Consider the following 20,216-nt stretch of genomic DNA (forward strand, 5'->3'; position numbering starts at 1 on the left):
ATACCGATGGCGATCTTGGTCAACCGCCGGTCGCGTTGGTATCGGGGCGAGCCGCTCAGTTGGGTGCGATGACGCGCTGAACGCTGTCGCGGAGCAGGCTTCGGCGTTGCTCGTGCAGTTCCGGGGGATCCTGGTCGCTGGCGGCGTAGACGTTGCTGACCGGTGACCATGCCATGGACATCGCGATGACCATGGCCATCAGGTCGAACGGGTCTCCGGACCGGACGATGCCCGCGGCCTGGGCATCGGCGATGGCACGCAGCTTGGCGTCGTCGAGGCGGTCGTTGTCTTCGACGAGGTGACCGGTCGGGCGTCGCTCCAGACGCGCCCAGGTGGCCAGCCGGATCAGATCGGGGCGGCGAAGATATTCGTCGTAGAGGCGGACGGCCCAGCCGGCGAGGCCGGTGGCGTCGATCGGCACCATCGCCGTCCCGCATGACGTCACCCCCTACCTCAGGCTCGTCGCGCTCGACGGAACCCTCAGCCACATCGGACACCTCGGCACGATCACCGTGCAGGCCACCGATCTGCTGACAGGACGTAAAAAGCTCAGCTCCGCGGGCAGCGGTGGCCGTCCCGCGACAGCCGCGATGCTGGAGTTCTGCGCCCAGCACGACATCACCGCCGACATCGAACTCCTCCCGTCCGCACGCGTCAACGAAGCCCTCGACCGTTTGGAACGCAACGAAGTCCGCTACCGCTTCGTACTCGACATGTCCGATCTGCCGCAGAACCCCTGACGGTCCACGGATTCATCCACGCCGAACATCCGCTCGGTGGGGAGGCTGAATTCCGCTCACAGCCCGGCTTCGAGTTCCGCGACCCGCCGGAGGTCGTCAGCCAGTTCCGGTCCGCTGACCCCGGTGGCTCTGGCGCGGGTCAGCAGTTCCTGTGCCAGAGCCGGCTCACCTTGGCGGACCGCCACGTCGGCTCGAAGGACCAGCAGCTTCACGAGCTGGACCGCGGTCGGTTCCTCGTCGGTCCGATGTAGAGCCCGGTCCAGGACTTTCACCGCCAGTTCCAGGTCCTGTTTGGAATCCGCGAACAGCGAGCCCATGTGGATGGCCCGGTCGAACGTCGCCGTCGGCAGCGGCCGGTGCCGCTGGTCCTCACTGATCGGCTGGGCGATCTGGATAGTGTTCCCACCGGGATCGGTCACCAGGAACTGTCGCACCCCGTAGCTCATGTCCTTCAACGCACCCACCCGCGCAAGTCCCTGGGCGGGCAGTGACCCGAAGGCCTCCCGCAGCCCTTCGGTGAAGGCGGCATACAGGTAGTCGACGTCATCGGTGTCGACCAGGCAGCCATGCTCGGAGGACGTCGGGTCGAACTTCTTGTCTCCGTAGAAGTTCAGCTCGATACCCCCGCGCTTCACGCTCAGAAACTGGTACGGCGCCGTCTGCCGGAACGTGATCTCAAACCCCAATGCGGTGTAGAAGTCGGCCACCGACTCGATCGACTGGGCCATCAGCCTGGGAATCGTCTTCTCCGTCATGGTCCCGAAGGTAGAGATCGGCCTTTCCGCACGCACATGAAAGTGAAAACCCCGACGTTCCCTGGTCACCGGCGGTTCAGTTCTATCTGCAGGCGTCCAACACGGCAAAAAACGACGTCAGCGGCCTGTCGATCGACTGCTGTGACACCGGTCGCGGCTATCGACCGCGTACGCCACGTGCGGCCGGAAGTGGTCGCTCCTTGCCGAACGCACTCTTGGTGGTGAGGCGGCGCCGGTCATGTGATCGATGAATTTCGGGCCTGCTGACGGTCTGTACTTCCGACCACATCTGCCGGACCTATGGAGGAAACCCGTGATCGATCTGAAGCCGGCCTGCCATCAGGTGGTCCAGGTGCTGCACCGCGTCACCGATGACCAGCTCACCAGTTCCAGCCCGTGCGCCGAGTACACCGTGGCCGACCTCATCGACCACGTCGACCTGGTGTCGCGAGGCTCCGCCGCGCTGGCACTCCAGGAATCCGGCGAACTACCGGACACTGAGAACGCACACTCCAGCCCTGGTTGGCGCGACAGCGTCGCTCAGCATGTGCTGGCGCTGGGTAAGGCGTGGGACGAGCCGGCGGCCTGGCAGGGCAGGACCGACGTGGCAGGGCTGGAGCTGCCCAACGAGCTGTGGGGCAAGATCGCGCTCACCGAGCTGGTCGTGCACGGCTGGGACATCGCCCAAGCCACTGGCCAGCCCTTCGACCTGCCCGAGCACACGCTGCGAGCCTGCTTCGAGCATGTGGCCGAGTTCGTCCCGGCCGCCCCGATCCCGGCCCTCTGGGGTCCCGCGGTGACCGTTACGCCAGACGCCCCGTTGCTCGACCAGATCGTGGCAATCACCGGCCGTGTTCCGTAACGCCCGCCACAACGGGGCGGGCAATCTCCTCGTGCCCATGCTCGGCTGCCGATGTGTCGAATGCCTGTTGGCCGGCTGTCGCGGGGTCGCGGGTTGGTGATGAAGTGGGCCACGCGACGTCGTCGATGGCGAGCCACGGCGCGACGGCCACGACCGAGGGTGTGAGCCCGGTGAACGCCTTGACCTCGCGGTGGAGGTGGGACTGGTCGACGTAGCCGCACTCGGCGGCTACGCCGGCGGCGGTGTGACCGGTCGCGAGGAGGTGGGCGGCGTGGTCGAACCGCACCAGTCGGATGGCGCGTTTGGGGCTGATTCCGAGCTGGGACCGGAAGCGGGACCACAGGCGCTTGCGGTCCCAGCCGACCTCGCCTGCCAGGCTGTCGACCTGTATCTGCCCTCGGCTTGTGAGCGTCCGCCGCCAGGCGTGGGCGACTTCCCGTTCGACCGGCGTGCGGGCGCGCAGCCGTTGGCCCACGACCTCGGCCGCGATCGTGAACCGTTCGTCCCACGACGCGGCGGCGCGCAACCGGTCCTCGATCCGCCCGGCGTCGCGACCCCAGACGTCTGCCAGGGGTGCCATCGTCCCGCTGAGATCGGGTGATGCGTCGAGCACCGCGGCCGCCACGTCCGGCTCCAGCCGGATCTGGAGGCATTCGCCCACGCAGCCACCTGCCCGCAGATCGCCGGGCATGAGCCCGATGACGACGCTGCCGCGCTCGTGCCGGCCGCGGCTGTCGCAGACGACGCCTTCTCCCTCGCTCAGGTCGATGAGCAGGGCGACGGATGGGTGCGCGACCATGGCGATGTCCACGGCGGCGGGGAGACTCTGGCGGAACCCAGCCATGCTGATCCCCGGCAGCCGATTCGACCGGCGCGGGACCGCGATGTCCACCGTTTTCCAGTCCGGCGGTGTTCCGGTCGACAGCACACGACCAGTCTAGGGATCGGGGACCACGGGCGGGATGCTCAGTGTCCGTTGCCGCGAGGTCCAGCTCAGCAGCAGTTCGCTGGTCGCCTCAGGCACTTCGAACGTGGGGAGGTGTCCAACGCCGGACAGCAGCTCGATCCGAGCGTTGGGCACCGCCTCGTACTGGCGCACCGACGACGGGTCCCAGCGGGGGTCGGCCGTACCGAAGATCACCAGCACCGGGACGGTGAGGGCGGCGAGACGATCGGGCACGCTGCGCTCGGCGATGTACTCGGTGTTGCGGCGCAATATCGTCCTGAACGTGTGGTAAGAGATGTGTTTGAGATCGGCGACCGCGTCGTCGGGTACGTCCACCGGGCGAGCGGCCGTTGCCCGGATTCCCTTGCGAACTATCGCGTCCGAACGCCTCGGCCAGATCAGCGGACCGAACGGCGGGCCCAGCAGGATCCGAAGGATCAACGGCTGGGAAAGCAGTGCGTCGGGATGCGGGCCGCAGCTGATCAGCGCGACCGAGCGCACCAGGTCGGGGCGCTGTTCGGCGAGGGCAGTGGCGACGTAGCCGCCACTGGAGTGCCCGACGACGGTGACATGACCGAGGCCGAGGTCGTCGAGCACCGCCGCCACTCCGCTCGCCTGCGCGGGCACGTCGTAAGACGGTGAAGGTGGGGACTGGCCACAGCCCGGGAGGTCGACCCGGATGACGTGGTGGTGGCCGGCAAGGGCCGGGACCACCGGGCTCCACGAGGCACCCGAGGCCCCCGATCCGTGGATGAGCACCAGCGGCGGCGCCTGCCGCGGACCGTCGTGTACCACGTGTATCCCGTGCGCATGCTCAACACCGTTCTCACTCATGCGAGGATGGTGCACGGTCGCCGACCACCAGTCTTGGACAAATGTCGTCGTGCGACTGACGTCGCGGGACTGTCACCGCGTGCTCAGCTCCAGCGAGCGCTCGAAAGACGCCCGCTACACGGCAAGAGCGAGCGTTGCGCCGAGGAAAGCGGTTAACGGCCCCTGTTCCTCGTCCGACGACGAACAACAAGCCTGTCCGTTATGTCTCAATTGACAGCGACCGGCAGGTCAGTTGTGCCTCAGCGTGGTTTCGCCGGGCTTCGGGAACTTGGTCAGTCCTTCTTCGGCCAGGCGGGCGGCGCGGCGGATTTCCTGGGTTACGGCGTTGATTGCGCCTGGTAGTGGGTGGCCGGGTCGCAGGTGGGTTCGCAGGGCGCGGAACTGGACTCGCCACAGGCCGATGAGGGTGGCCGCGGCGATCTGGGGTTCGGGGTCGTCGGGTTGTAGTCCGGTTCGGGTGGCGAGGGTTTCGGCGGCGACGTCGATGAATCGGTCGGCGGTGTCGCTTCGGTAGGCCCGCAGCGAAGGGGTGTTGCGGATCAGGTCGCCGAATTTCTGGTACTGCGCCAGCGCGCGATCTTGGTCGGCGTTGGCGGTGAGACTCGCGACGAGGCTGTGTAGTTCGCGGTCAAGGACTGTCAGCATCGCGGTGACTGGGGGAAGCGCCGGGTTTGACAGGTGCGTACGCAACGCGTCGGCTGTCGCCTCCAGCCGGTCCAGGAGCAGTGCTTCCTTGCTCGGGAAGTAGTTGAAGACGGTCTTCTCGGACACCCCGCATGCCTCGCCGACGTCGGCTACCCGGACGGCGTCGAAGCCGTGCTCGACGAACATCCGCGCGGCGGTGTCTGACAGTTGCTGGCGCATCGCGCGCTTCTTGCGCTCACGCAACCCTTCGACGGTTCCTGGCACGTGCCCAGCCTACTTCAGCCACACGAAAAGTTCTGCTACGGTAATTTTATAGCTGCTGAAGAGGAGGCCGCCGTGTCCGAGATCCACATCGTTCGCGACTACCCGCATTCGCCTGTGAAGGTCTGGCGGGCGATGACCGACCCGGACCTGATTCCGTACTGGACCTCGACCGGGAAAGGCGCTCGCGCCGTCGGGTTCCGGCCCGTGACCGGCAACCGGTTCCAGTTCGCCGCCAGGCCGATGCCCGGCTGGCGGGGGATCGTCGACTGCGAGGTACTGGAGGTCCGCGAGCGGGAACTGCTGCGCTACACCTGGGTCGGCGCGGAGGGTGAGACGCCCAGCCACGTCCGCTACCAACTGGAGCCCACACCCGAGGGAACCCGTTTCACCTACCACCACACCGGGTTCACCGGAATCGGCGGGTTCGCGATGGCCAAGATGCTCGGCTCGATCCGCACCAGGATGCTCACCGTCGGAGTGCCCGCCCTGCTCGCCGAACTGGACGAGACCGGTGCGCTACGCCCGGACACGACGCTTCGACTCGCGCAACCCCGATGAACATCCGGTGCCGCCGCCAGCGGCCAGGCCCTCGTCCTGGCCGCGGCGAGTGCGGCCCTGTTCAGCTGAACAGCGAGAGGTCGATGGAGTCGGCCAGGGCCTGGTAGCCCGCATCGTTGCCGTGCAGGTGGTCACCGGAGTGCAAGTCCTCCCTGATCCGGCTGGGGCGGTCCGGGTCGTGCCAGACGGCGTCGAAGTCCAGCACGGCATCGAAAGCACCGCCGGTACGGATCCATGCGTTGACCGCTAGGCGTGCGCTCTCGCCCTCTGGCGTGTAGATCTCCGCGCCCTCGAAGGGCGCGATAGTGGTGGCATAGACCTTCACGCCACGTTCGTGCGCGCGGGCGACCAGCTGACGGAAGCCAGCGATGACGTCGTCCACCGTCACCGGCGCACCAGGGAACATCTTCAGGAAATCGGCCAGCGGTCCGTCGTCGCGTGGGGCGAAGGAGATGCCGATGTCGTTGCCGCCCAAGGAAAGCACCACGTAGCCGAGGCCGGGCGTGGCCAGCACGTCACGGTCGAAACGGGCCAGGACACCGGTACCGATGCCGTCGTTGAGCATCCGGTTGCCGCTGATGCCCTGATTGGAGACGTAACCCGCACCGGCGAGACGTTCGGCCAGCAGTTCCGGCCAGCTGTGGTTGGTGTCCGGGGTCGAGCCGGCGCCGTCGGTGCGGGAGTCGCCGACCACGACGATGGCTTTGGCCGGGGCGCCGGACAGCACCTCGACCGCCGAGATCAGGGCCCGCACCGGCAGAACTTCGGCGTTCTCCGGCAAGGTGAGGGCGGCGACGGTGTCGCCAGGAATCTTCCAGCCGGTGTCCAAAGCAGGGTCGTGGCAGGTGCAGGTCTCCACGCGCCCCGGCAGATAGAGGCTGATGGACAGCTTGGCGAGGGCGGGCAGGGGTAGGTCGACCGGATCGCTGAGGATCGGCGCCCCTGCCGGGACGGTGACGGCCGACGCGCCAGAAAAGGTCAGTACGCGCTCGCTGCCCGGTTGCACCCCGCCGCCGGGCGTCGCCAGGCCTACCTGCGCCGCGCCGATGGTGAAGGGCGCGGTCCCGAACTCGTTGGTGAAGCGGATGCGCACCCGGTGTCCGCCGCCGCTGATACGCACCACCTGGCGCAGCGTCACATCGGCGAGAGGCGCTTGGTCATCGAGCGAGCCGATCCCGTCGTGAGCCGACTGAGGCGAGGCGCCCCAGCTCCGGACCCAGGTGCCGACGTTGTTCATCTGTTGCCTCCGTCGTTCGTCATGGTTGTGCGACATGCGAAGACTGAGGCGGGGCACAGACACGGCGCTCACACGGCACTGACACGGCCGGTCATCCTCAAGGCACCCTGACGGCGATCTCCTCCCCCAGCCGTGCGCCATCCTGAAGCTCGAGGTCGTCGCCGCTCCAGAACCGGCCTGGGTCGTACCAATTCGGCCGACGCGGGGGCAGCAAGCCCATCGACTCGTAGGTCAGCGCGACGATCTCCGCACAGAACGCCGTCTCCAAGGCCGCCGGGCGCTGGCGGCTGGGCAACCGGCCCCGTAGCCAGCGACCGGCCAGACGCGCGGTGGACGGGAACGGGGTGCCGTCAAGACGAGCGATCGTGCGCAGCACGGCGTCTTCCATCTCGCGAGTGACCTCGTGATCGAGCTGGCGCAACCACGCGCGCTGCTTGTACTTGATCGACCACGTGGTGACCGCGTCACGCAGGTCGTGCAATTGAGCGCCGCGCTGGTGCGTCCCGGTCCACATGTCCGGCAGGGAGCGGCCCAGTTCCGCGTGCCACATCAACGGCGGCAGGTCCTCCACCACCACCGCCATGCCGACGTGGTTGACCGGGCTGTTGGTCGTCACCCGGATCGCGCGGTCCGCCGGTGAGCTGCCGCGGAACACCCACACGTCGCCGGTCCGGGTCAGGTGCACCGCCTCGTCGAGGCTGATCGAGCTGTCAGGCACGGCTGTAGGCTACGCAGATGCGGCTGTGGAAGATCCTGGGCATCGCGGGTTTCCTCGGTGTCGCGGCCACCGGCGTGGTCATCGCCCGCGGCGAGCGACGGCGGCGCGCCTACACCCCAGAGGAGATCAGGCTTCGGCTGCACGAACGCGCAGCCGAGGCATCGGCTTCAGACTGAGTCTCCAGCGGTCGCCTCGCCGAGCGAGGCCGGGCACGGCTGCGCGCCCGGATGCATGGCGAGACTGATCAGCACATCGAGCCGGCGGCCCGCTTCCTCCAACTCAGCGACCTTGGCTCTGATCCGGACGCGCTCGTCGACCACACGCTCCAGCAACTCGGGCCCGAGGTCGCGGGCGTCGATGGCGGGCAGAAGGGTCGCAATCAGACGGCTGCCGAGTCCGGCCGTGTAGAGCTGCTGGATCAGCCCCACGCGATCCACGGCCGACTCCGGGTAGACCCGCTGACCGCTGGCCGTGCGCTCGGGACACAGCAGACCCTGCTCCTCGTAATAGCGCAGGGCACGCGTGCTGACCCCGGCCCTGCGGGCCAGCCCGCCGATACGCATCCGGCCCTCCACCTGAGTCACGATTTGCCCTTCACGTTGACGTCAGGTTTTAGCGTAAGCCGCACCGGGCGGACACCAATCCCCCACCGCCCACCGAAGGGAACAAGAACATGGACATCGCCGGTTCCACCGCGCTCGTGACCGGAGCCAACCGCGGAATCGGTCGGCGCTTCGTCGATCAACTACTGGCCCGAGGCGCCAGCAAGGTCTACGCCACCGCCCGACGCCCGGAACTGATCGATATCTCCGACCCGCGGGTCACGCCGTTGTACCTGGATCTGCTGGATGAGACGTCGATCGTGAACGCCGCCACGGCAGCACAGGACGTCACGTTGCTGATCAACAACGCCGGTATCGCGACCGCGGCCAACCTCATGACCGACCACCTGGACACGATCCGTCACGACCTGGAAACCCACCTCTTCGGCACGCTCCGGGTCATTCGCGCCTTCGCCCCAGCCCTCGCAGCCAATGGCGGCGGAGCGATCGTGAACATCCTCTCCGTGCTGTCCTGGGTCGCCGCCGAAGGAACCGGGTCCTACGCCGTGGCCAAGGCCGCGGAGTGGAACATGACCAACAGCGTGCGCGTCGAGCTCGCCGGCCAGCGAACCCTCGTCCAGGGCGTACACCTGGGTGCCGCCGACACCGACATGATGGCCGGACGCGACGCTCCCAAGATCGACCCAGCCGACGTCGCCCGAGCGAGCCTCGACGGCGTGCAGGCCGGGACCATCGAGGTGCTGGTCGACGACCCCAGCCGCTTCGTCAAGGCCGCCCTCTCGGGCGATCCCGCGCAGCTTTACAGCACTCCGGCCGCGAACTGACGCGATCGCCGGCGACCACCGCTTCGTCCATAAAGGACTCATGGCAGGTGTCGGCCAATCGACCGGATGGTCCTTGTCCATGCCAGGACTGGGAGGAAAATCACTGTCAGCGCAGCAGTGGGCAACTTCGACTTCATCGGCGGAGGATCCATGCGAGCACACAAATATCTGGCGGCGGTCGCGACCAGTCTGACATTGGCTGTGACAGGTGCCACCCCAGCCGCGGCCACCACGTGGACACTAGAGCCGATCCCGCAGCGAATCTGTGTGGATCCCGACTTCGGCCATCCGTTCACCTACTTCATCGGGTCGGTCTCCGGCAGCTGGTCGAAGACGATCACGACCGGTCTGCGGGACCTGCCGCCCGGCTCGGTTTCCCTTGGCTCGTCGGTTCTTCCGCCGGGCTCACACCAGAACCCACCGGGCGTCAAGATCATCAACGTCTTCTCCGGCCTGCGGATCGCCCCCGCGCCGGCAGGTGAGCACGTCTCGGAACTCTGGGCGACCGACGGCGAGCAGACCCAGTCCATGCCCGTGCGAATCGGCTTCCAGGACGGGTGCTGAACCCAGCCGTACGCTGTGATCATGCTTGAACCCAAGACGTATCGCCGCCGGTCCGCGCGGCTGTTGGTGGTCGATGACGCTGAGCGGGTTCTGCTCTTACGGTTCCGCACCGAACACGGCCACATCTGGCTGACCCCGGGCGGCGGCGTGCGCGACGGCGAGCCGCTTCGCGACGCCGCCGCCCGTGAAGCCCTTGAGGAAATCGGCCTGGTCGTCACCCCGGACGATCTTGGCGCCCCGGTCGCGTACTCGTTCGGCCACGCCGAGTTCTCGTGGGCCACCGGAATCTTCCGGGACGACTTCTTCTACTTCCGGGTCACAACCCACGATGTCGACACCAGCCGGATGGAGAAACTCGAACAGTCCCACCACGGCGGACACCGATGGTGGACAACCGGCGAACTGACCGCCACCACCGAGACCGTGTACCCACTCCAGCTCGTGCCCCTGCTCACCGGCCTTTCGACAAACCCCGCCACCGCGAAGCCCGTCCAATTGCCGTGGCACCACTGAGATGACCACAGACACGCACACGCACCAAGATCGCGCTTCTAGCGGTACATGTCCGGTCAGCGGTGGCTGACGGAGATGTTGTCGAAGCTGGCGGCGGTGTTGTAGACGCGTACGCCGTTGGCGCCGCTGGAGTAGCTTGTGTCGGTGACGACGATCTTGGGCGTCGACATGTCGTCGGCGTACACCTTGATTGTGGGGCCGACGGCTTCGACTCGCAGGTGATATCGGGCTCCTGGCCGCACAGGCATCGGGACTGTCCTCAGTGGAGTCCAGCTGTTGTCGGCTTTTCCGAGCAGGACTTGGCCGGAAGCCGTGATGCCGGCGTAGTAGCCGCGGTAGCTGTCGGGTCCGGTCGTGGGCTGGGTGACCCGGAAGACGACTCCGCCATCGCCGTTGGCGGATCTGAGGGTTACGTCGGCGTCGTAGGTGAAGTCTGGGAAATTGGTGTCGAGAAGTGCCTTGCCACCGAGCGAGGACGAGGCTTCGTACCGGCCGCGCGATGACGACCATGAGCCGCCGTAAGTTGTCCATCCCACGGCGTCGCCGTCGTCGAAGTTGTCCTTGACCTTCATGGTGACGGGTTGGATGGTTCCGTCGGCGTTGAAGGACATCCGGTCGTAGGCGACCTGCCGGTGGTTGATGTCTGTTCTGCTCAGTGGGCGGCGGTGGTAGACGATGTACCAGATGTCCGTGCCGGGGACGTTCAACACCGAGTTGTGTCCCGATCCCCTGGCTACCGCCGAGTCCTGGCTGAGTACTTTGCCGATTCTGGTGAACGGCCCGGTTGGCGAGTCGGCCATCGCGTAGGAGACCGAGTAGTTGGGGCCGCCCCAGTAGTCCTCGGACCACATCAGGTAGTACTTTCCGTTGCGCTTCAACATCTGCGGGCCCTCTGTGTAGTTCGACGGCGTGATCTCCTTGTATGTGCTGCCGTCGGGGAACTGGCCCAGGCTGGTCATGTCGCTGTTGAGCCTGACCACGTTCGCGTGTCCCCAGCCGCCGTAGTACATGTACGCCTGGCCGTCGGAGTCGATGAACACGTCCTGGTCGATGGGCTGCGCGCCGTTGACGAACTGGCTGATGAGCGGTCGGCCGATCGCGTCCTGGTACGGGCCTTCAGGTTTGTCGGCGACCGCCACGCCGATGCCGCCCAGTTCGGAGTTGCTCTGGATGTCGTTGGCGGCGAAGTACAGGTAGTACTTTCCGTTGCGCTGCACCGGCGCGGGCGCCCACACCGCCCGGCGGGCCCACGGCACGTCGGCGATGGTGAGGACATTCGGATGCTTCGTCCAGTGCACCAGGTCCGGCGAGGAGAACGCGTCCAGGTAGGTCTGCTCCGCGTAGGGCCTGGAGGATGTGGGGAAAACCCAGTACTTCTCGCCATAGACCGCGACGTCAGGATCCGCGTACCACCCGTCCACGAAAGGGTTTCCCGCCTCCGCCGTGGAGTAGTCGGGCACAGCGGCGTTCGCTGGTGCCGGAGCCACGCTGGTGATCAACAACGCGGTCAACGTGATGACGGTGATCCTGCTACGCCTGTTGCCTGCCAACTTGTGTCCCATCGCCGCCGCTGCTTTGGGTGGACATGACTGGTCGCCGCACCGCCGTGTTTACAACGTTGTAAATCGACGTTTCCTATCCCACCATGCCCGGGCCCAGTGGTGCAAGACCTCAGGCAGGACACGTTGAATCTCGGCCACGCCGGCCGGCGTGGCCGAGATCTCGAAGACAACGCTTATGTGTTGGGGAAAGTCACGGTCAACGGGTCACTGAAGTCGGACGAACGGTTGATGCCCTCGCGGTGGCCCCACGCCACGATTCTGATCGTGTAGGTGTGCCCGGGGTCGAGGTAGAGGGAGTCGGTCAGCTCCTGCGGGGTGACGGTCGTGTGGAAAACCATTGCGCGGTGGCTGGCGCCGTTGCTTTCGCGCAAATGGATGTCGTACCAGATGCTGTATTCCAGGCCCTCCATCGTCGAGGGATCCCACGTAAAGCTCTGCAGGACGCCGTCGGCATAGTTCGCCCGAAGGTTCTGCGGTGTCGTGGGAACCACGAGGCTTGATGTCGTGGACTGGGCGTGGGCGGGCGCGGTGCCAAGCACGGCCAGAAGTACCGGCGCGACCAGCACAACCCACCAGCGTGACCATCGACGACCTGCCATCATTCTGCTCACCTTTCCTCATCGTGGCACCACTTGCGGCGCCACGGGAACGAGAGTCTCCAGCGGGCAGCAGCCTTCCGGCGGCCGTTGCAGAACGATTGCAGAAAAGTCCGGTCCGTCACACTCGGCACGGTTTGCCTGATATCGCAGTTACGCCCGAGGCAGACCGGTGTCACGGCCGTGAACCGGATGCCGGCATCGGGCGTGGTTGGATGTATGGACGTGAATGCGACACCGAAATCGTATATACCGGACGGATTTCCCCATTGACCACCACCAAGGCGACCCCCGCCCGGTTCGACCATGACGATCCGGACCGTCCGCGCGGCTGGAACTTCGATTCGCTTCTCGTCCTGATCACGCTCCTGCCCCTGGTATTCCTGTTCCAGGGGCCGATCCGCCGGGCATTGTCCGCACCGGCGATGCAGAACTGGATGACCGTGTTCGTCGCGGTCGCCCTTCAGGCGCTGCCCTTCCTTGTCCTCGGCGTGCTGCTGTCGGCCACCCTCGCTGTGTTTGTCCCGACAAGGTTCTTCGCCCGCGCGCTGCCAAGAAAGCCCGCCCTTGCGGTGCCGGTCGCGGGGATGGCCGGCGTTGTCCTGCCCGGCTGCGAATGCGCCTCCGTACCGGTGGCCGGGGCACTCGTTCGCCGGGGCGTGACCCCCGCAGCGGCGTTGACGTTCCTGCTGTCGGCGCCAGCGATCAACCCCATCGTGCTGACGGCGACCGCCGTCGCGTTCCCCCGTAATCCTGAGATGGTCTTCGCCCGGCTCGGGGCGAGCCTGCTCGTAGCGTGCGCAATGGGCTGGTTGTGGCAGCGGCTGGGCCGCGCCGACTGGCTGCGGCCGCCGGCCCACCGGTCGATCGACGGCCTCAGCAAGGGAGAGGCGTTCTGGGGCTCGGTCCGGCACGACTTCGTCCATGCCGGTGGCTTCCTCGTCCTCGGCGCGATGGCCGCGGCCACACTCAAAGCCATAGTCCCGGCAAGCTGGCTGCACACCGCGGCCGCCAACCCTGTCGTGTCGGTCCTCGTCCTGGCGATCGTGGCGGTCCTGCTGTCGATCTGTTCGGAGGCCGACGCCTTCGTGGCAGCGGCCCTGACCCAGTTCTCGCTGACCGCCCGGCTGGCGTTCCTGGTCGTCGGACCGATGATCGACCTGAAACTGTTCGGCATGCAGGCGGCCACGTTCGGCCGCGGGTTCGCGCTCCGGTTCGCCCCCTGCACCTTCGTGCTGGCCGTCCTGTTCTCGGCGCTGACCGGGGCGGTCCTGCTGTGAACCGGCAAGCGCAAGCGGTCCTGCTGTCCCTCCTCGGAGGGGCCGTGCTGTACGCCGGCAGCACCGACCTCTACCTGCGTTACGTGAAGGCCGGATTGCGCCCGTTGATGCTCGGGACCGGCATAGTCCTCATCGTCGCGGCCATCGCCACCATCTGGTACGAACGGCGCCGGCGACCCACCACTCAGGACAGCCACACCCACCGCGAGCCACGGATCTCCTGGCTCCTCGTCCTGCCGCTCTTCGCTCTCATCCTCATCAAGCCACCGGCACTCGACTCTTACAGCGGCATGCGCACCGGCACGGCCCTACCGGTCCCCTTTGGATTTCCTGCCCTGCCTGCCGGATCCCCGCTCCCGCTCAGCGTGCTCGACTACGCCGGCCGCGCGGTCTACGACCACGGACGTTCCCTGCACGACCGGCAGATCCAGCTCACCGGCTTCGTCGCCATCGACAAGGACGGCACCGTCTACCTCATCCGCATGATCCTCAACTGCTGCGCCGCCGACGCCCAGCCGGTCAAGATCGGCCTGACCGGACAGGTTCCGCCAGTCCTGCAACCCGACACCTGGCTGGAGATCACCGGCACCTACACAAGCAAACAGACCACAGACCCGCTCAACAACGGCGCCATCCCCTTCATCGACGTCCAGCAAGCGAAACCGGTCCAGGCCCCATCCGACCCGTACGAAGGCTTGGGGTGACGGCATCGTTGTCCCGCAGCAAGATCAAGCTGGCGGCGGCGCGGATCGCAGCCGGAGAGTGTCCCGTCTGTGTTCGGCCGCTTTGGTCATGTCCTCGGCGAGGAGTTGGAAGAACTCACTGATGTCGCGCATCCGGGTGCCCGCGGGGGTTGCGGCGCCGAGGATGTCCGCGCCTTGTTCCGCGGCACCGGCCCACAGCGTGATGGACTTCGTGCTGGCCGACCATGCCCGGTACCAGACGTCGTCGTCGATTACGTACCGCTCGCGGCGGGTGTCGGCGTCGCGCTCGCGTGTGACCAGCTGGAGTTTCTCCAGATAGGCGACGGCCTTGGAGACCGAGGCCGGGCTGACCCGCAGTCGTTGGACGAGTTCGGCCGAGGTGAAGGCGCCGGCATCACTGGCGAACAGACAGGCGAGCACCTTGGCCGGCATGGCCGGCAGACCGGTCCGGACCATCAGCGCGGTGAACTGTTCGGTGAACTCGCGCACTGCGGCCACATCACGCCCGTACTCGTCGGCCTGCTGGGGCGCTGCCGGGGGCGGTCCTGGTGGACGACGCCGCGCTCGGCGCATGGCCGCTTCTTGCGCTCGGTCGGCCTGGTAGTCGTCAGGGCCGCCGTTGCGTTCCAGCTCGCGGTTGATCGTCGACCGCGGCCGCCCCAGCCGCCGTGCGATCGCGGCGGGGCGGAACCCTTCGCGCAGCCAGGTCGCGATGCGTCGCCGGTCTTCGAGCGTCAGCCGACCGCCTGGCATTGCCCCTCCTCGGTTCCCATGTGGCGTTCGCCTCTAGATCATTGCAACATTTCCCTATCCGAGTTGCGATCACCGACATGGTGATTGCAACACAGTTAGTCTATTGCCTCACACTAACAGGGAAACTTGCCCTTTCCTGCTTTGACTGTAATGGAAAGCAACAGTAGCTTTCCTTTTGGAGAAACAAAAGTAACTGCCATCGGAGGTCAACGATGAAGGTATGCCTGGTCACCGGAGCCTCGTCCGGGATCGGTATGACGACCGCCCTCGACCTGCTGCGTGCGGGTCACGTGGTCTACGGCGCCGCACGGCGCGTGCACAAGATGGAGGCCATCCAGGCCGCCGGTGGCCACGCGCTCCAGATGGACGCACGCGTTCATGGGGACCTCGAACGGGTAGTCGACACCGTCATCGCTGAGCAGGGACGAATCGACGTCCTGGTCAACAATGCCGGGACGGTCCTGCACGGCGCCATCGAGGATGTACCGCTGGACCAGGCGCGCGACCAGTTCGAGGTCAACGTCTTCGCACCGGCCAGGCTCGTCCAGCTTGTCCTGCCTCACATGCGCACCCAGCGCTCCGGCACGATCGTCAACGTCTCCTCGATCGGCGGCGAGATCGCACTGCCGCTCGGTGCCTGGTACTACGCGGCAAAGCACGCGCTGGAGGCGTTCTCGGACACGCTGCGCATGGAGGTTGAGCCGTTCGGGATCGAGGTCGTGATCATTCAGCCCGGCATCATCAAGACCGAGTTCGAAGACCAGACCGCTGCCCAGTTGCGGGAGTTCTCCGGCAAAGGCGCCTACCGGGACGTGGCCGAGGCGATGGCCCAGAGCAGCGAGGGCGGCCTGGCCAACGGCTCCGACACCGACGTCGTCGCAGACGCCATCCGGCAGGCGATCGAGTCCGACCGCCCGGAGACCCGCTACGCGGTCGGCTGGATGGCCGACAAGCTGCTGGAGCTCAACCGGACACTGCCGGACCGCGAGTTCGACGAACTGGTCACCCGCAAGACCAAGTAGCTGTGGCCGTATCCGGGAAGCGGCGAGGGAGCCGTCACTGCTCCCCCGTCGCGCGGGAAACAGGTGGATAACCGGCCGAAACGTATCGGCGGTACGTGATACGCCAGCCACGGTACGTCTCGCGCCAGCGGTCGTGGTACCAGCCGTGGGTGACCACAGCCGGGCCTTTCGCCAACTGCTTGGTGACGATGACGGATGCCCGGGTTCGTGGCTCGTCGCGGTCAAGCGCGTCGAACACGACTCCCGACACGTGGTGCACGGCGGTCCCGCCGCCTGGCACCCCACGTTCGACGAAGCCGCGCAGGTCCACCACGCCGCGCAACGTCGTCAGCGGCTCGTCGCTGCCGACGAGGAACGCCTCGAAGACACCGTCCGATGTGAACACGTCGACGAATCCATCCACATCGGACTCGTCAAAGGCAAGGGCATAGCGGGTGACCATCTCCCCGATGGCCAGCCGGTCCTCGATCCCGATCCGGTCACTCATCGCGACACCTCCAGACAGGCACCGGCCATGCTCCCGAGCAACGTACGCATGCGCTGCTCGGAGAACCGGGTGGCGGGGCCGAGGGAAACCGCGCCGTTGACCAACAGGAACACCGCTCGCACGATCACCTCCGCGTGCTCGTCGTCCAGTTCGGGGCGTGCGCCACGCAGAGCACGCACCAGCCGCTTGGTGTAAGTGGTCTGCAGGCCGCGGGCGTCCCGGCTGCGCGTGCCGGTGAAGTGGCTGCTCTCGGTCAGCCAGACCGCGACGAGGTCACCGTGCCGCAGCGCGTGGTCGATATAGCGGGCGACCAGCTCGTGAACGAGGGCTTCGTCATCCAAAGTAGACAGCAGCTGGCGGCCCGCCAGCTCGTAGGCGGTGAGAAAGATGTCTTCCTTATCCCGGTAGTGGCGGTACACAGTGGACCCGTCGATCCCGGCTGCCGCACCGATGCTCTCGATGGTGACCGCAGGGTATCCGTGCGCTCTCGCGAGCCGGATCGCCTCGTGCAGAATCCGGTCACGACGCCGCGAGGTGTCCGGCTCGGCGGACGCACGCCCCCGGCTGCGCGCGTACTCCGGCACCGGCACCCTTCCGGCCGCGAGCACCAGATCCACGATCATCGTGTGGTACTCCGGTTGCGGCAGGCCGGCGTCGTGGGAAAGCGGGGTGAGCGCCAAGCCGATCAACGCCGCCGTGCGGTAACGGGTCTCCGGCGCGGCCAGCCCGGCCACCTCGGCCTTCAGCGCCCGCGCCCACACCCCGGCCAGCTCTCGCTGCTGGTCACGCACACGGTCGCGCTGAGCCGCGGGCAGCGACCGCATCTCGCGCTGGTAGGCCGACATCAGGTCCCCGTCGGTAAAACACAGGCCGGCCGTCAGTTCAGCGAGGACACACAGCCGGGGTTCCCCGCCCTCGAGCAGCGTGGCGCCGAGCACCTCCGCCAACCGGTCGACCACCCGGTCGATCATTGCCACGAGCAAGTGCTCCTTGCTGCGGTAGTGGCGGTAGATCGCGCCGCCGGTAATGCCGACAGACCTGGCGATGTCGTCGACGCCGACGCCGTGGTAACCGTTCTGCCGGAACAGACCTGCCGCGTGCGACAGGATCTCCTCCGCCCGCCTGCGCGGCCTCGTGCCGGCCACCGGCTTACCGTCCACAGCGGACCTCCCGATCGAGACGTGATGTAAACGAAGTCTTGCATGGATGCCGATCGTATGTAAACTCATCCTTGCATCGTGTCCGGTTTTCAATGACCTGGACTGCATCTTCCGCTCTTACAGAAGGCGGGTATCTCCCGTGCGAGGCATTCTTTCGATGGCGGCATACATCCCGCCCTATCGCGTTGCGACGGCGTCCGGCGGCATCCGCACCCTCGCGGCCCACGACCAGGACACCACCACACTGGGGGTCGAAGCCGGCTGGCTGGCGCTGCATGGCCGGGACACAGACGAGATCGAGCGACTCCTGTTCGCCACCACCACACCTGCCTACCTCGACAAGAACAACGCGAGTGCCGTGCACGCCGCGTTGGGACTGCCCTCGGCCGTGGCCGCGGTCGACACCGGTGGCGCGTTGCGGTCCGGGATCGGGTCGCTGCTCACCGCACTGCAGGGCGGTCCGCCGACCCTCGTCGTCGCCGCCGACATGCGAACCGGGCGACCGGGCAGCGACGAGGAACGGCTCGGCGGCGACGCAGCTGCTGCAGTCGTCGTCGGCGAGGGCACCGGGGTGATCGCCGAGTTCCTCGGTTGCGCGTCGAGCACGCTGGAACTCATGGACCGGTGGCGGCTCGCCGGGGAGACCACCGCGCGTATCTGGGAAGACCGCTTCGGCGAAAGCGCCTATCTCGGCGAGGTCAGCGAAGTCGTCGACACCGCGCTGGCCCGTGCCGGCGTGGCACGCCACGAGGTCCGGCTGCTCGTCTCCGGGGCACACGCCCGTGCGGTCACCGCCGTCCGCAGGGCTCTCGGGGTGAAAACGGCCGACGAGTTGACCGCGACGACAGGACACTGCGGCGCGGCCCACAGCCAACTGCTTCTCGTTGCCGCGCTGGAAGAGGCCGAGCCGGGCGACGTTTTCGCCCTCGTATCGCTTGCCGACGGCGTCGACGTTCTGGTGTTCCGGGCGACATCCGTGGGTGCGCGCCCAGTCCTGAGCCTGCGCGACCAACTCGCCTCACCTGGCCACACCGTCACCTACGAGAAGTTCCTCACCTGGCGTGGGTTTCTGACACGTGAGCCGCCCCGCAGGCCCAATCCGGCCCGGCCCACGGCGCCGTCCGCGTTCCGGCACCGGGACTGGAAGTTCGCACTGGCCGAGGCCGGCGGCCGACGACTGTCCACTGTGCACGGCACAGTGACGACGTACACGACCGATCATCTCGCCCACTCCCCCAGCCCGCCGACGATCGTGGCCGTGGTCGACCTCGACGGAGGTGGACGGCGGGTGACCGAGCTGACCGACGTCGCACCGGACGCGGTGTCCGTCGGAGACCGCGTCGAGATGACCTTCCGCAGGTTCCGCACCGCGGACGGTGTCCACAACTACTTCTGGAAGGCGCGTCCCGAGCGCCTGGGAACAGGGGCATGACATGGCGAGTACCGGAATCAAGGACAAGGTGGCCATTGTCGGGATGGGGTGCACCCGGTTCGCCGAACACTGGGACAAGGGCGTTCCGGAGCTGCTCGACGAAGCCGTCGGCCAGGCGTGGGCGAGCAGCGGCACCGACCGGGACGTCGTCGACGCGTACTGGCTGGGCACGATGGGCTCGGGTTTCAGCGGGATCACGCTGGCGGAACCACTGGCGTTGAGCGGAAAGCCGGTCACGCGTGTGGAGAACTTCTGCGCCACCGGTTCCGAGGCATTCCGCAACGCCTGCTACGCCGTCGCTTCCGGCGCCTACGACGTCGTCATGGCGGTCGGGGTGGAGAAGTTGAAGGACAGCGGTTTCTCCGGGCTGGCCATTCCCAGCCCGGACGGCGACGGCACCGAACCGGAGCTGAGCGGGCCCGCGATGTTCAGTCTCCTGGCCCCGGCCTACCGCGCGAAGCACGGCCTGTCCGCGGAGCGGATGAAGGATGTTCTCACCCGCATCGCCTGGAAGAACCACCACAACGGCGCCCGGAATCCACTTGCCCAGTACCGCAAGGAGATCCCCGAGGCCAAGATCGCGGCGTCTCCTGCCGTGGCGGGGCAACTGGGCGTGCTGGACTGCTCGGGGGTGTCTGACGGTGCCGCTGCCGCGGTGCTCGTGCGTGCCGAGGACGCTTACCGGTACACCGACCGGCCGTTGTTCGTGAAGGCACTGTCCCTGGTGGCAGGCAACGGTTCCGGGTTACGAGACCCGGGCTACGACTTCACGACCCTCCCGGAGGCCGCCGAGTCCGCGGCCGACGCCTACCGCCAGGCCGGGGTGACCGAGCCACGAGCCGAGCTGGCACTGGCCGAGGTGCACGACTGCTTCACCCCGACCGAGCTCGTCCTGATGGAGGACCTCGGTTTCGCCGAGCGCGGCAAGGCGTGGCGGGACGTGCTCGACGGCGTGTTCGACCTCGACGGCGACCTGCCCGTCAACACGGACGGCGGGCTGAAGAGCTTCGGGCATCCCATCGGCGCGTCCGGCCTGCGGATGCTGTTCGAGTGCTGGCTGCAGCTTCGTGGTGAAGCACCGCCCGAGCGGCGGATCCCGGGCGGCCGCACGCTCGCGCTGACGCACAACCTCGGCGGGCAACCGGGCCGCTGCGTGAGCTTCGTGTCCATTGTGGGCACTGAACAGGAAAGGTGAGG

Annotated in this window: 25 protein-coding genes; 12 read left to right on the forward strand and 13 right to left on the reverse strand. The window is 67.0% G+C overall.

What is annotated here, in order from left to right; translation table 11 throughout:
- Window positions 1-55 precede the first annotated feature (55 nt).
- Entirely contained in the window at window positions 56-421 is a 366-nt protein-coding gene (locus tag JOF56_RS41675) for a hypothetical protein (protein ID WP_307855490.1), read from the reverse strand.
- Here JOF56_RS41675 and JOF56_RS41680 point away from each other — a divergent pair.
- Window positions 405-740 carry an MDR/zinc-dependent alcohol dehydrogenase-like family protein gene (locus JOF56_RS41680; protein WP_209645103.1) on the forward strand — a complete coding sequence of 112 codons (336 nt, stop codon included), beginning with the start codon at window positions 405-407 and terminating at the stop codon, window positions 738-740. The genes JOF56_RS41675 and JOF56_RS41680 overlap by 17 nt on opposite strands.
- Window positions 741-796: 56 nt before the next feature.
- On the opposite strand, the gene JOF56_RS41685 is transcribed toward JOF56_RS41680, so the two are convergent.
- Window positions 797-1,495, reverse strand: coding sequence for a DUF8817 family protein (locus tag JOF56_RS41685; protein WP_245378591.1), 699 nt, complete (start codon window positions 1,493-1,495; stop codon window positions 797-799).
- Window positions 1,496-1,808: 313 nt separating this feature from the next.
- On the opposite strand from JOF56_RS41685, the gene JOF56_RS41690 reads away from it, so the two are divergent.
- On the forward strand, window positions 1,809-2,357 hold the full coding sequence (locus JOF56_RS41690) for a TIGR03086 family metal-binding protein (protein ID WP_209645104.1): 549 nt from the start codon (window positions 1,809-1,811) through the stop codon (window positions 2,355-2,357).
- Here JOF56_RS41690 and JOF56_RS41695 read toward each other — a convergent pair.
- The 3 genes from JOF56_RS41695 to JOF56_RS41705 form a co-directional block, all read right to left on the reverse strand.
- Window positions 2,338-3,285, reverse strand: a complete 948-nt coding sequence (locus JOF56_RS41695; protein ID WP_307855491.1) for a helix-turn-helix domain-containing protein — start codon at window positions 3,283-3,285, stop codon at window positions 2,338-2,340. The genes JOF56_RS41690 and JOF56_RS41695 overlap by 20 nt on opposite strands.
- A 9-nt stretch (window positions 3,286-3,294) precedes the next feature.
- Entirely contained in the window at window positions 3,295-4,137 is an 843-nt protein-coding gene (locus JOF56_RS41700; protein ID WP_245378592.1) for an alpha/beta fold hydrolase, read from the reverse strand.
- 228 nt (window positions 4,138-4,365) lie between these two features.
- Window positions 4,366-5,046, reverse strand: coding sequence for a TetR family transcriptional regulator (locus JOF56_RS41705; protein WP_307855492.1), 681 nt, complete (start codon window positions 5,044-5,046; stop codon window positions 4,366-4,368).
- 72 nt (window positions 5,047-5,118) lie between these two features.
- Between JOF56_RS41705 and JOF56_RS41710 the strand changes: the two genes are divergently transcribed.
- Window positions 5,119-5,604, forward strand: a complete 486-nt coding sequence (locus tag JOF56_RS41710; protein WP_209645105.1) for an SRPBCC family protein — start codon at window positions 5,119-5,121, stop codon at window positions 5,602-5,604.
- Between the two features lie 61 nt (window positions 5,605-5,665).
- On the opposite strand, the gene JOF56_RS41715 is transcribed toward JOF56_RS41710, so the two are convergent.
- Entirely contained in the window at window positions 5,666-6,841 is a 1,176-nt protein-coding gene (locus JOF56_RS41715; RefSeq protein ID WP_209645106.1) for an SGNH/GDSL hydrolase family protein, read from the reverse strand.
- A gap of 97 nt (window positions 6,842-6,938) precedes the next feature.
- Window positions 6,939-7,559: a hypothetical protein gene (locus JOF56_RS41720; RefSeq protein ID WP_209645107.1), complete on the reverse strand. Its 621-nt coding sequence runs from the start codon at window positions 7,557-7,559 to the stop codon at window positions 6,939-6,941.
- A 17-nt stretch (window positions 7,560-7,576) separates the two neighbouring features.
- On the opposite strand from JOF56_RS41720, the gene JOF56_RS41725 reads away from it, so the two are divergent.
- Window positions 7,577-7,735, forward strand: coding sequence for a hypothetical protein (locus tag JOF56_RS41725; RefSeq protein WP_209645108.1), 159 nt, complete (start codon window positions 7,577-7,579; stop codon window positions 7,733-7,735).
- Here the strand turns inward: JOF56_RS41725 and JOF56_RS41730 are convergent.
- Window positions 7,727-8,143: a MerR family transcriptional regulator gene (locus tag JOF56_RS41730; protein WP_307855493.1), complete on the reverse strand. Its 417-nt coding sequence runs from the start codon at window positions 8,141-8,143 to the stop codon at window positions 7,727-7,729. The two genes, JOF56_RS41725 and JOF56_RS41730, sit on opposite strands and share 9 nt — an antisense overlap.
- A gap of 89 nt (window positions 8,144-8,232) precedes the next feature.
- On the opposite strand from JOF56_RS41730, the gene JOF56_RS41735 reads away from it, so the two are divergent.
- The 3 genes from JOF56_RS41735 (at window position 8,233) to JOF56_RS41745 (ending at window position 10,023) form a co-directional block, all read left to right on the forward strand.
- Entirely contained in the window at window positions 8,233-8,946 is a 714-nt protein-coding gene (locus tag JOF56_RS41735) for an SDR family oxidoreductase (RefSeq protein WP_209645109.1), read from the forward strand.
- 150 nt (window positions 8,947-9,096) lie between these two features.
- A complete protein-coding gene (locus tag JOF56_RS41740) occupies window positions 9,097-9,510 on the forward strand; it encodes a DUF5980 family protein (protein ID WP_209645110.1) in 414 nt (137 codons plus the stop codon).
- Between the two features lie 21 nt (window positions 9,511-9,531).
- Window positions 9,532-10,023: an NUDIX hydrolase gene (locus tag JOF56_RS41745; RefSeq protein WP_209645111.1), complete on the forward strand. Its 492-nt coding sequence runs from the start codon at window positions 9,532-9,534 to the stop codon at window positions 10,021-10,023.
- 56 nt (window positions 10,024-10,079) lie between these two features.
- Here the strand turns inward: JOF56_RS41745 and JOF56_RS41750 are convergent, their stop codons facing one another.
- A complete protein-coding gene (locus JOF56_RS41750; protein WP_209645112.1) occupies window positions 10,080-11,585 on the reverse strand; it encodes a family 43 glycosylhydrolase in 1,506 nt (501 codons plus the stop codon).
- 173 nt (window positions 11,586-11,758) lie between these two features.
- Window positions 11,759-12,196 carry a hypothetical protein gene (locus JOF56_RS41755; RefSeq protein ID WP_209645113.1) on the reverse strand — a complete coding sequence of 146 codons (438 nt, stop codon included), beginning with the start codon at window positions 12,194-12,196 and terminating at the stop codon, window positions 11,759-11,761.
- 254 nt (window positions 12,197-12,450) lie between these two features.
- Between JOF56_RS41755 and JOF56_RS41760 the strand changes: the two genes are divergently transcribed.
- Both JOF56_RS41760 and JOF56_RS41765 read left to right on the forward strand, forming a co-directional pair.
- Window positions 12,451-13,461, forward strand: coding sequence for a permease (locus tag JOF56_RS41760; RefSeq protein WP_245378593.1), 1,011 nt, complete (start codon window positions 12,451-12,453; stop codon window positions 13,459-13,461).
- Entirely contained in the window at window positions 13,458-14,165 is a 708-nt protein-coding gene (locus JOF56_RS41765) for a TIGR03943 family putative permease subunit (RefSeq protein WP_209645115.1), read from the forward strand. The genes JOF56_RS41760 and JOF56_RS41765 overlap by 4 nt, the downstream gene beginning before the upstream one ends.
- Window positions 14,166-14,189: 24 nt before the next feature.
- Here JOF56_RS41765 and JOF56_RS58615 read toward each other — a convergent pair whose 3' ends face one another.
- Complete coding sequence (locus JOF56_RS58615; protein ID WP_209645116.1) at window positions 14,190-14,918, reverse strand: GbsR/MarR family transcriptional regulator; 729 nt, start codon at window positions 14,916-14,918, stop codon at window positions 14,190-14,192.
- A 212-nt stretch (window positions 14,919-15,130) separates the two neighbouring features.
- On the opposite strand from JOF56_RS58615, the gene JOF56_RS41775 reads away from it, so the two are divergent.
- Window positions 15,131-15,940, forward strand: coding sequence for an oxidoreductase (locus tag JOF56_RS41775; RefSeq protein ID WP_209645117.1), 810 nt, complete (start codon window positions 15,131-15,133; stop codon window positions 15,938-15,940).
- A gap of 34 nt (window positions 15,941-15,974) precedes the next feature.
- Here JOF56_RS41775 and JOF56_RS41780 read toward each other — a convergent pair whose 3' ends face one another.
- Together JOF56_RS41780 and JOF56_RS41785 are read right to left on the reverse strand one after the other, a co-directional pair.
- On the reverse strand, window positions 15,975-16,427 hold the full coding sequence (locus tag JOF56_RS41780; RefSeq protein WP_209645118.1) for a nuclear transport factor 2 family protein: 453 nt from the start codon (window positions 16,425-16,427) through the stop codon (window positions 15,975-15,977).
- Window positions 16,424-17,587, reverse strand: a complete 1,164-nt coding sequence (locus JOF56_RS41785) for a TetR/AcrR family transcriptional regulator (protein WP_209645119.1) — start codon at window positions 17,585-17,587, stop codon at window positions 16,424-16,426. Before JOF56_RS41785 ends, JOF56_RS41780 begins: the two co-directional genes overlap by 4 nt.
- A gap of 139 nt (window positions 17,588-17,726) precedes the next feature.
- Between JOF56_RS41785 and JOF56_RS60390 the strand changes: the two genes are divergently transcribed.
- Complete coding sequence (locus tag JOF56_RS60390; RefSeq protein ID WP_209645120.1) at window positions 17,727-19,019, forward strand: OB-fold domain-containing protein; 1,293 nt, start codon at window positions 17,727-17,729, stop codon at window positions 19,017-19,019.
- Window position 19,020: 1 nt separating this feature from the next.
- Window positions 19,021-20,214, forward strand: coding sequence for an acetyl-CoA acetyltransferase (locus JOF56_RS41795; protein WP_209645121.1), 1,194 nt, complete (start codon window positions 19,021-19,023; stop codon window positions 20,212-20,214).
- Window positions 20,215-20,216 lie beyond the last annotated feature (2 nt).

Source organism: Kibdelosporangium banguiense (assembly GCF_017876405.1).
GTDB lineage: Bacteria > Actinomycetota > Actinomycetes > Mycobacteriales > Pseudonocardiaceae > Kibdelosporangium > Kibdelosporangium banguiense.

Excerpts from the sequence above, each read along its gene's own strand:
- JOF56_RS41685 (WP_245378591.1), bottom strand. The coding sequence starts at position 1,495 with ATGACGGAGAAGACGATTCCCAGGCTGATGGCCCAGTCGATCGAGTCG.
- JOF56_RS41700 (WP_245378592.1), bottom strand. The coding sequence starts at position 4,137 with ATGAGTGAGAACGGTGTTGAGCATGCGCACGGGATACACGTGGTACAC.
- JOF56_RS41715 (WP_209645106.1), bottom strand. The coding sequence starts at position 6,841 with ATGAACAACGTCGGCACCTGGGTCCGGAGCTGGGGCGCCTCGCCTCAG.
- JOF56_RS41725 (WP_209645108.1), top strand. The coding sequence starts at position 7,577 with ATGCGGCTGTGGAAGATCCTGGGCATCGCGGGTTTCCTCGGTGTCGCG.
- JOF56_RS41735 (WP_209645109.1), top strand. The coding sequence starts at position 8,233 with ATGGACATCGCCGGTTCCACCGCGCTCGTGACCGGAGCCAACCGCGGA.
- JOF56_RS41740 (WP_209645110.1), top strand. The coding sequence starts at position 9,097 with ATGCGAGCACACAAATATCTGGCGGCGGTCGCGACCAGTCTGACATTG.
- JOF56_RS41745 (WP_209645111.1), top strand. The coding sequence starts at position 9,532 with ATGCTTGAACCCAAGACGTATCGCCGCCGGTCCGCGCGGCTGTTGGTG.
- JOF56_RS41750 (WP_209645112.1), bottom strand. The coding sequence starts at position 11,585 with ATGGGACACAAGTTGGCAGGCAACAGGCGTAGCAGGATCACCGTCATC.
- JOF56_RS58615 (WP_209645116.1), bottom strand. The coding sequence starts at position 14,918 with ATGCCAGGCGGTCGGCTGACGCTCGAAGACCGGCGACGCATCGCGACC.
- JOF56_RS41775 (WP_209645117.1), top strand. The coding sequence starts at position 15,131 with ATGAAGGTATGCCTGGTCACCGGAGCCTCGTCCGGGATCGGTATGACG.
- JOF56_RS41780 (WP_209645118.1), bottom strand. The coding sequence starts at position 16,427 with ATGAGTGACCGGATCGGGATCGAGGACCGGCTGGCCATCGGGGAGATG.
- JOF56_RS41795 (WP_209645121.1), top strand. The coding sequence starts at position 19,021 with ATGGCGAGTACCGGAATCAAGGACAAGGTGGCCATTGTCGGGATGGGG.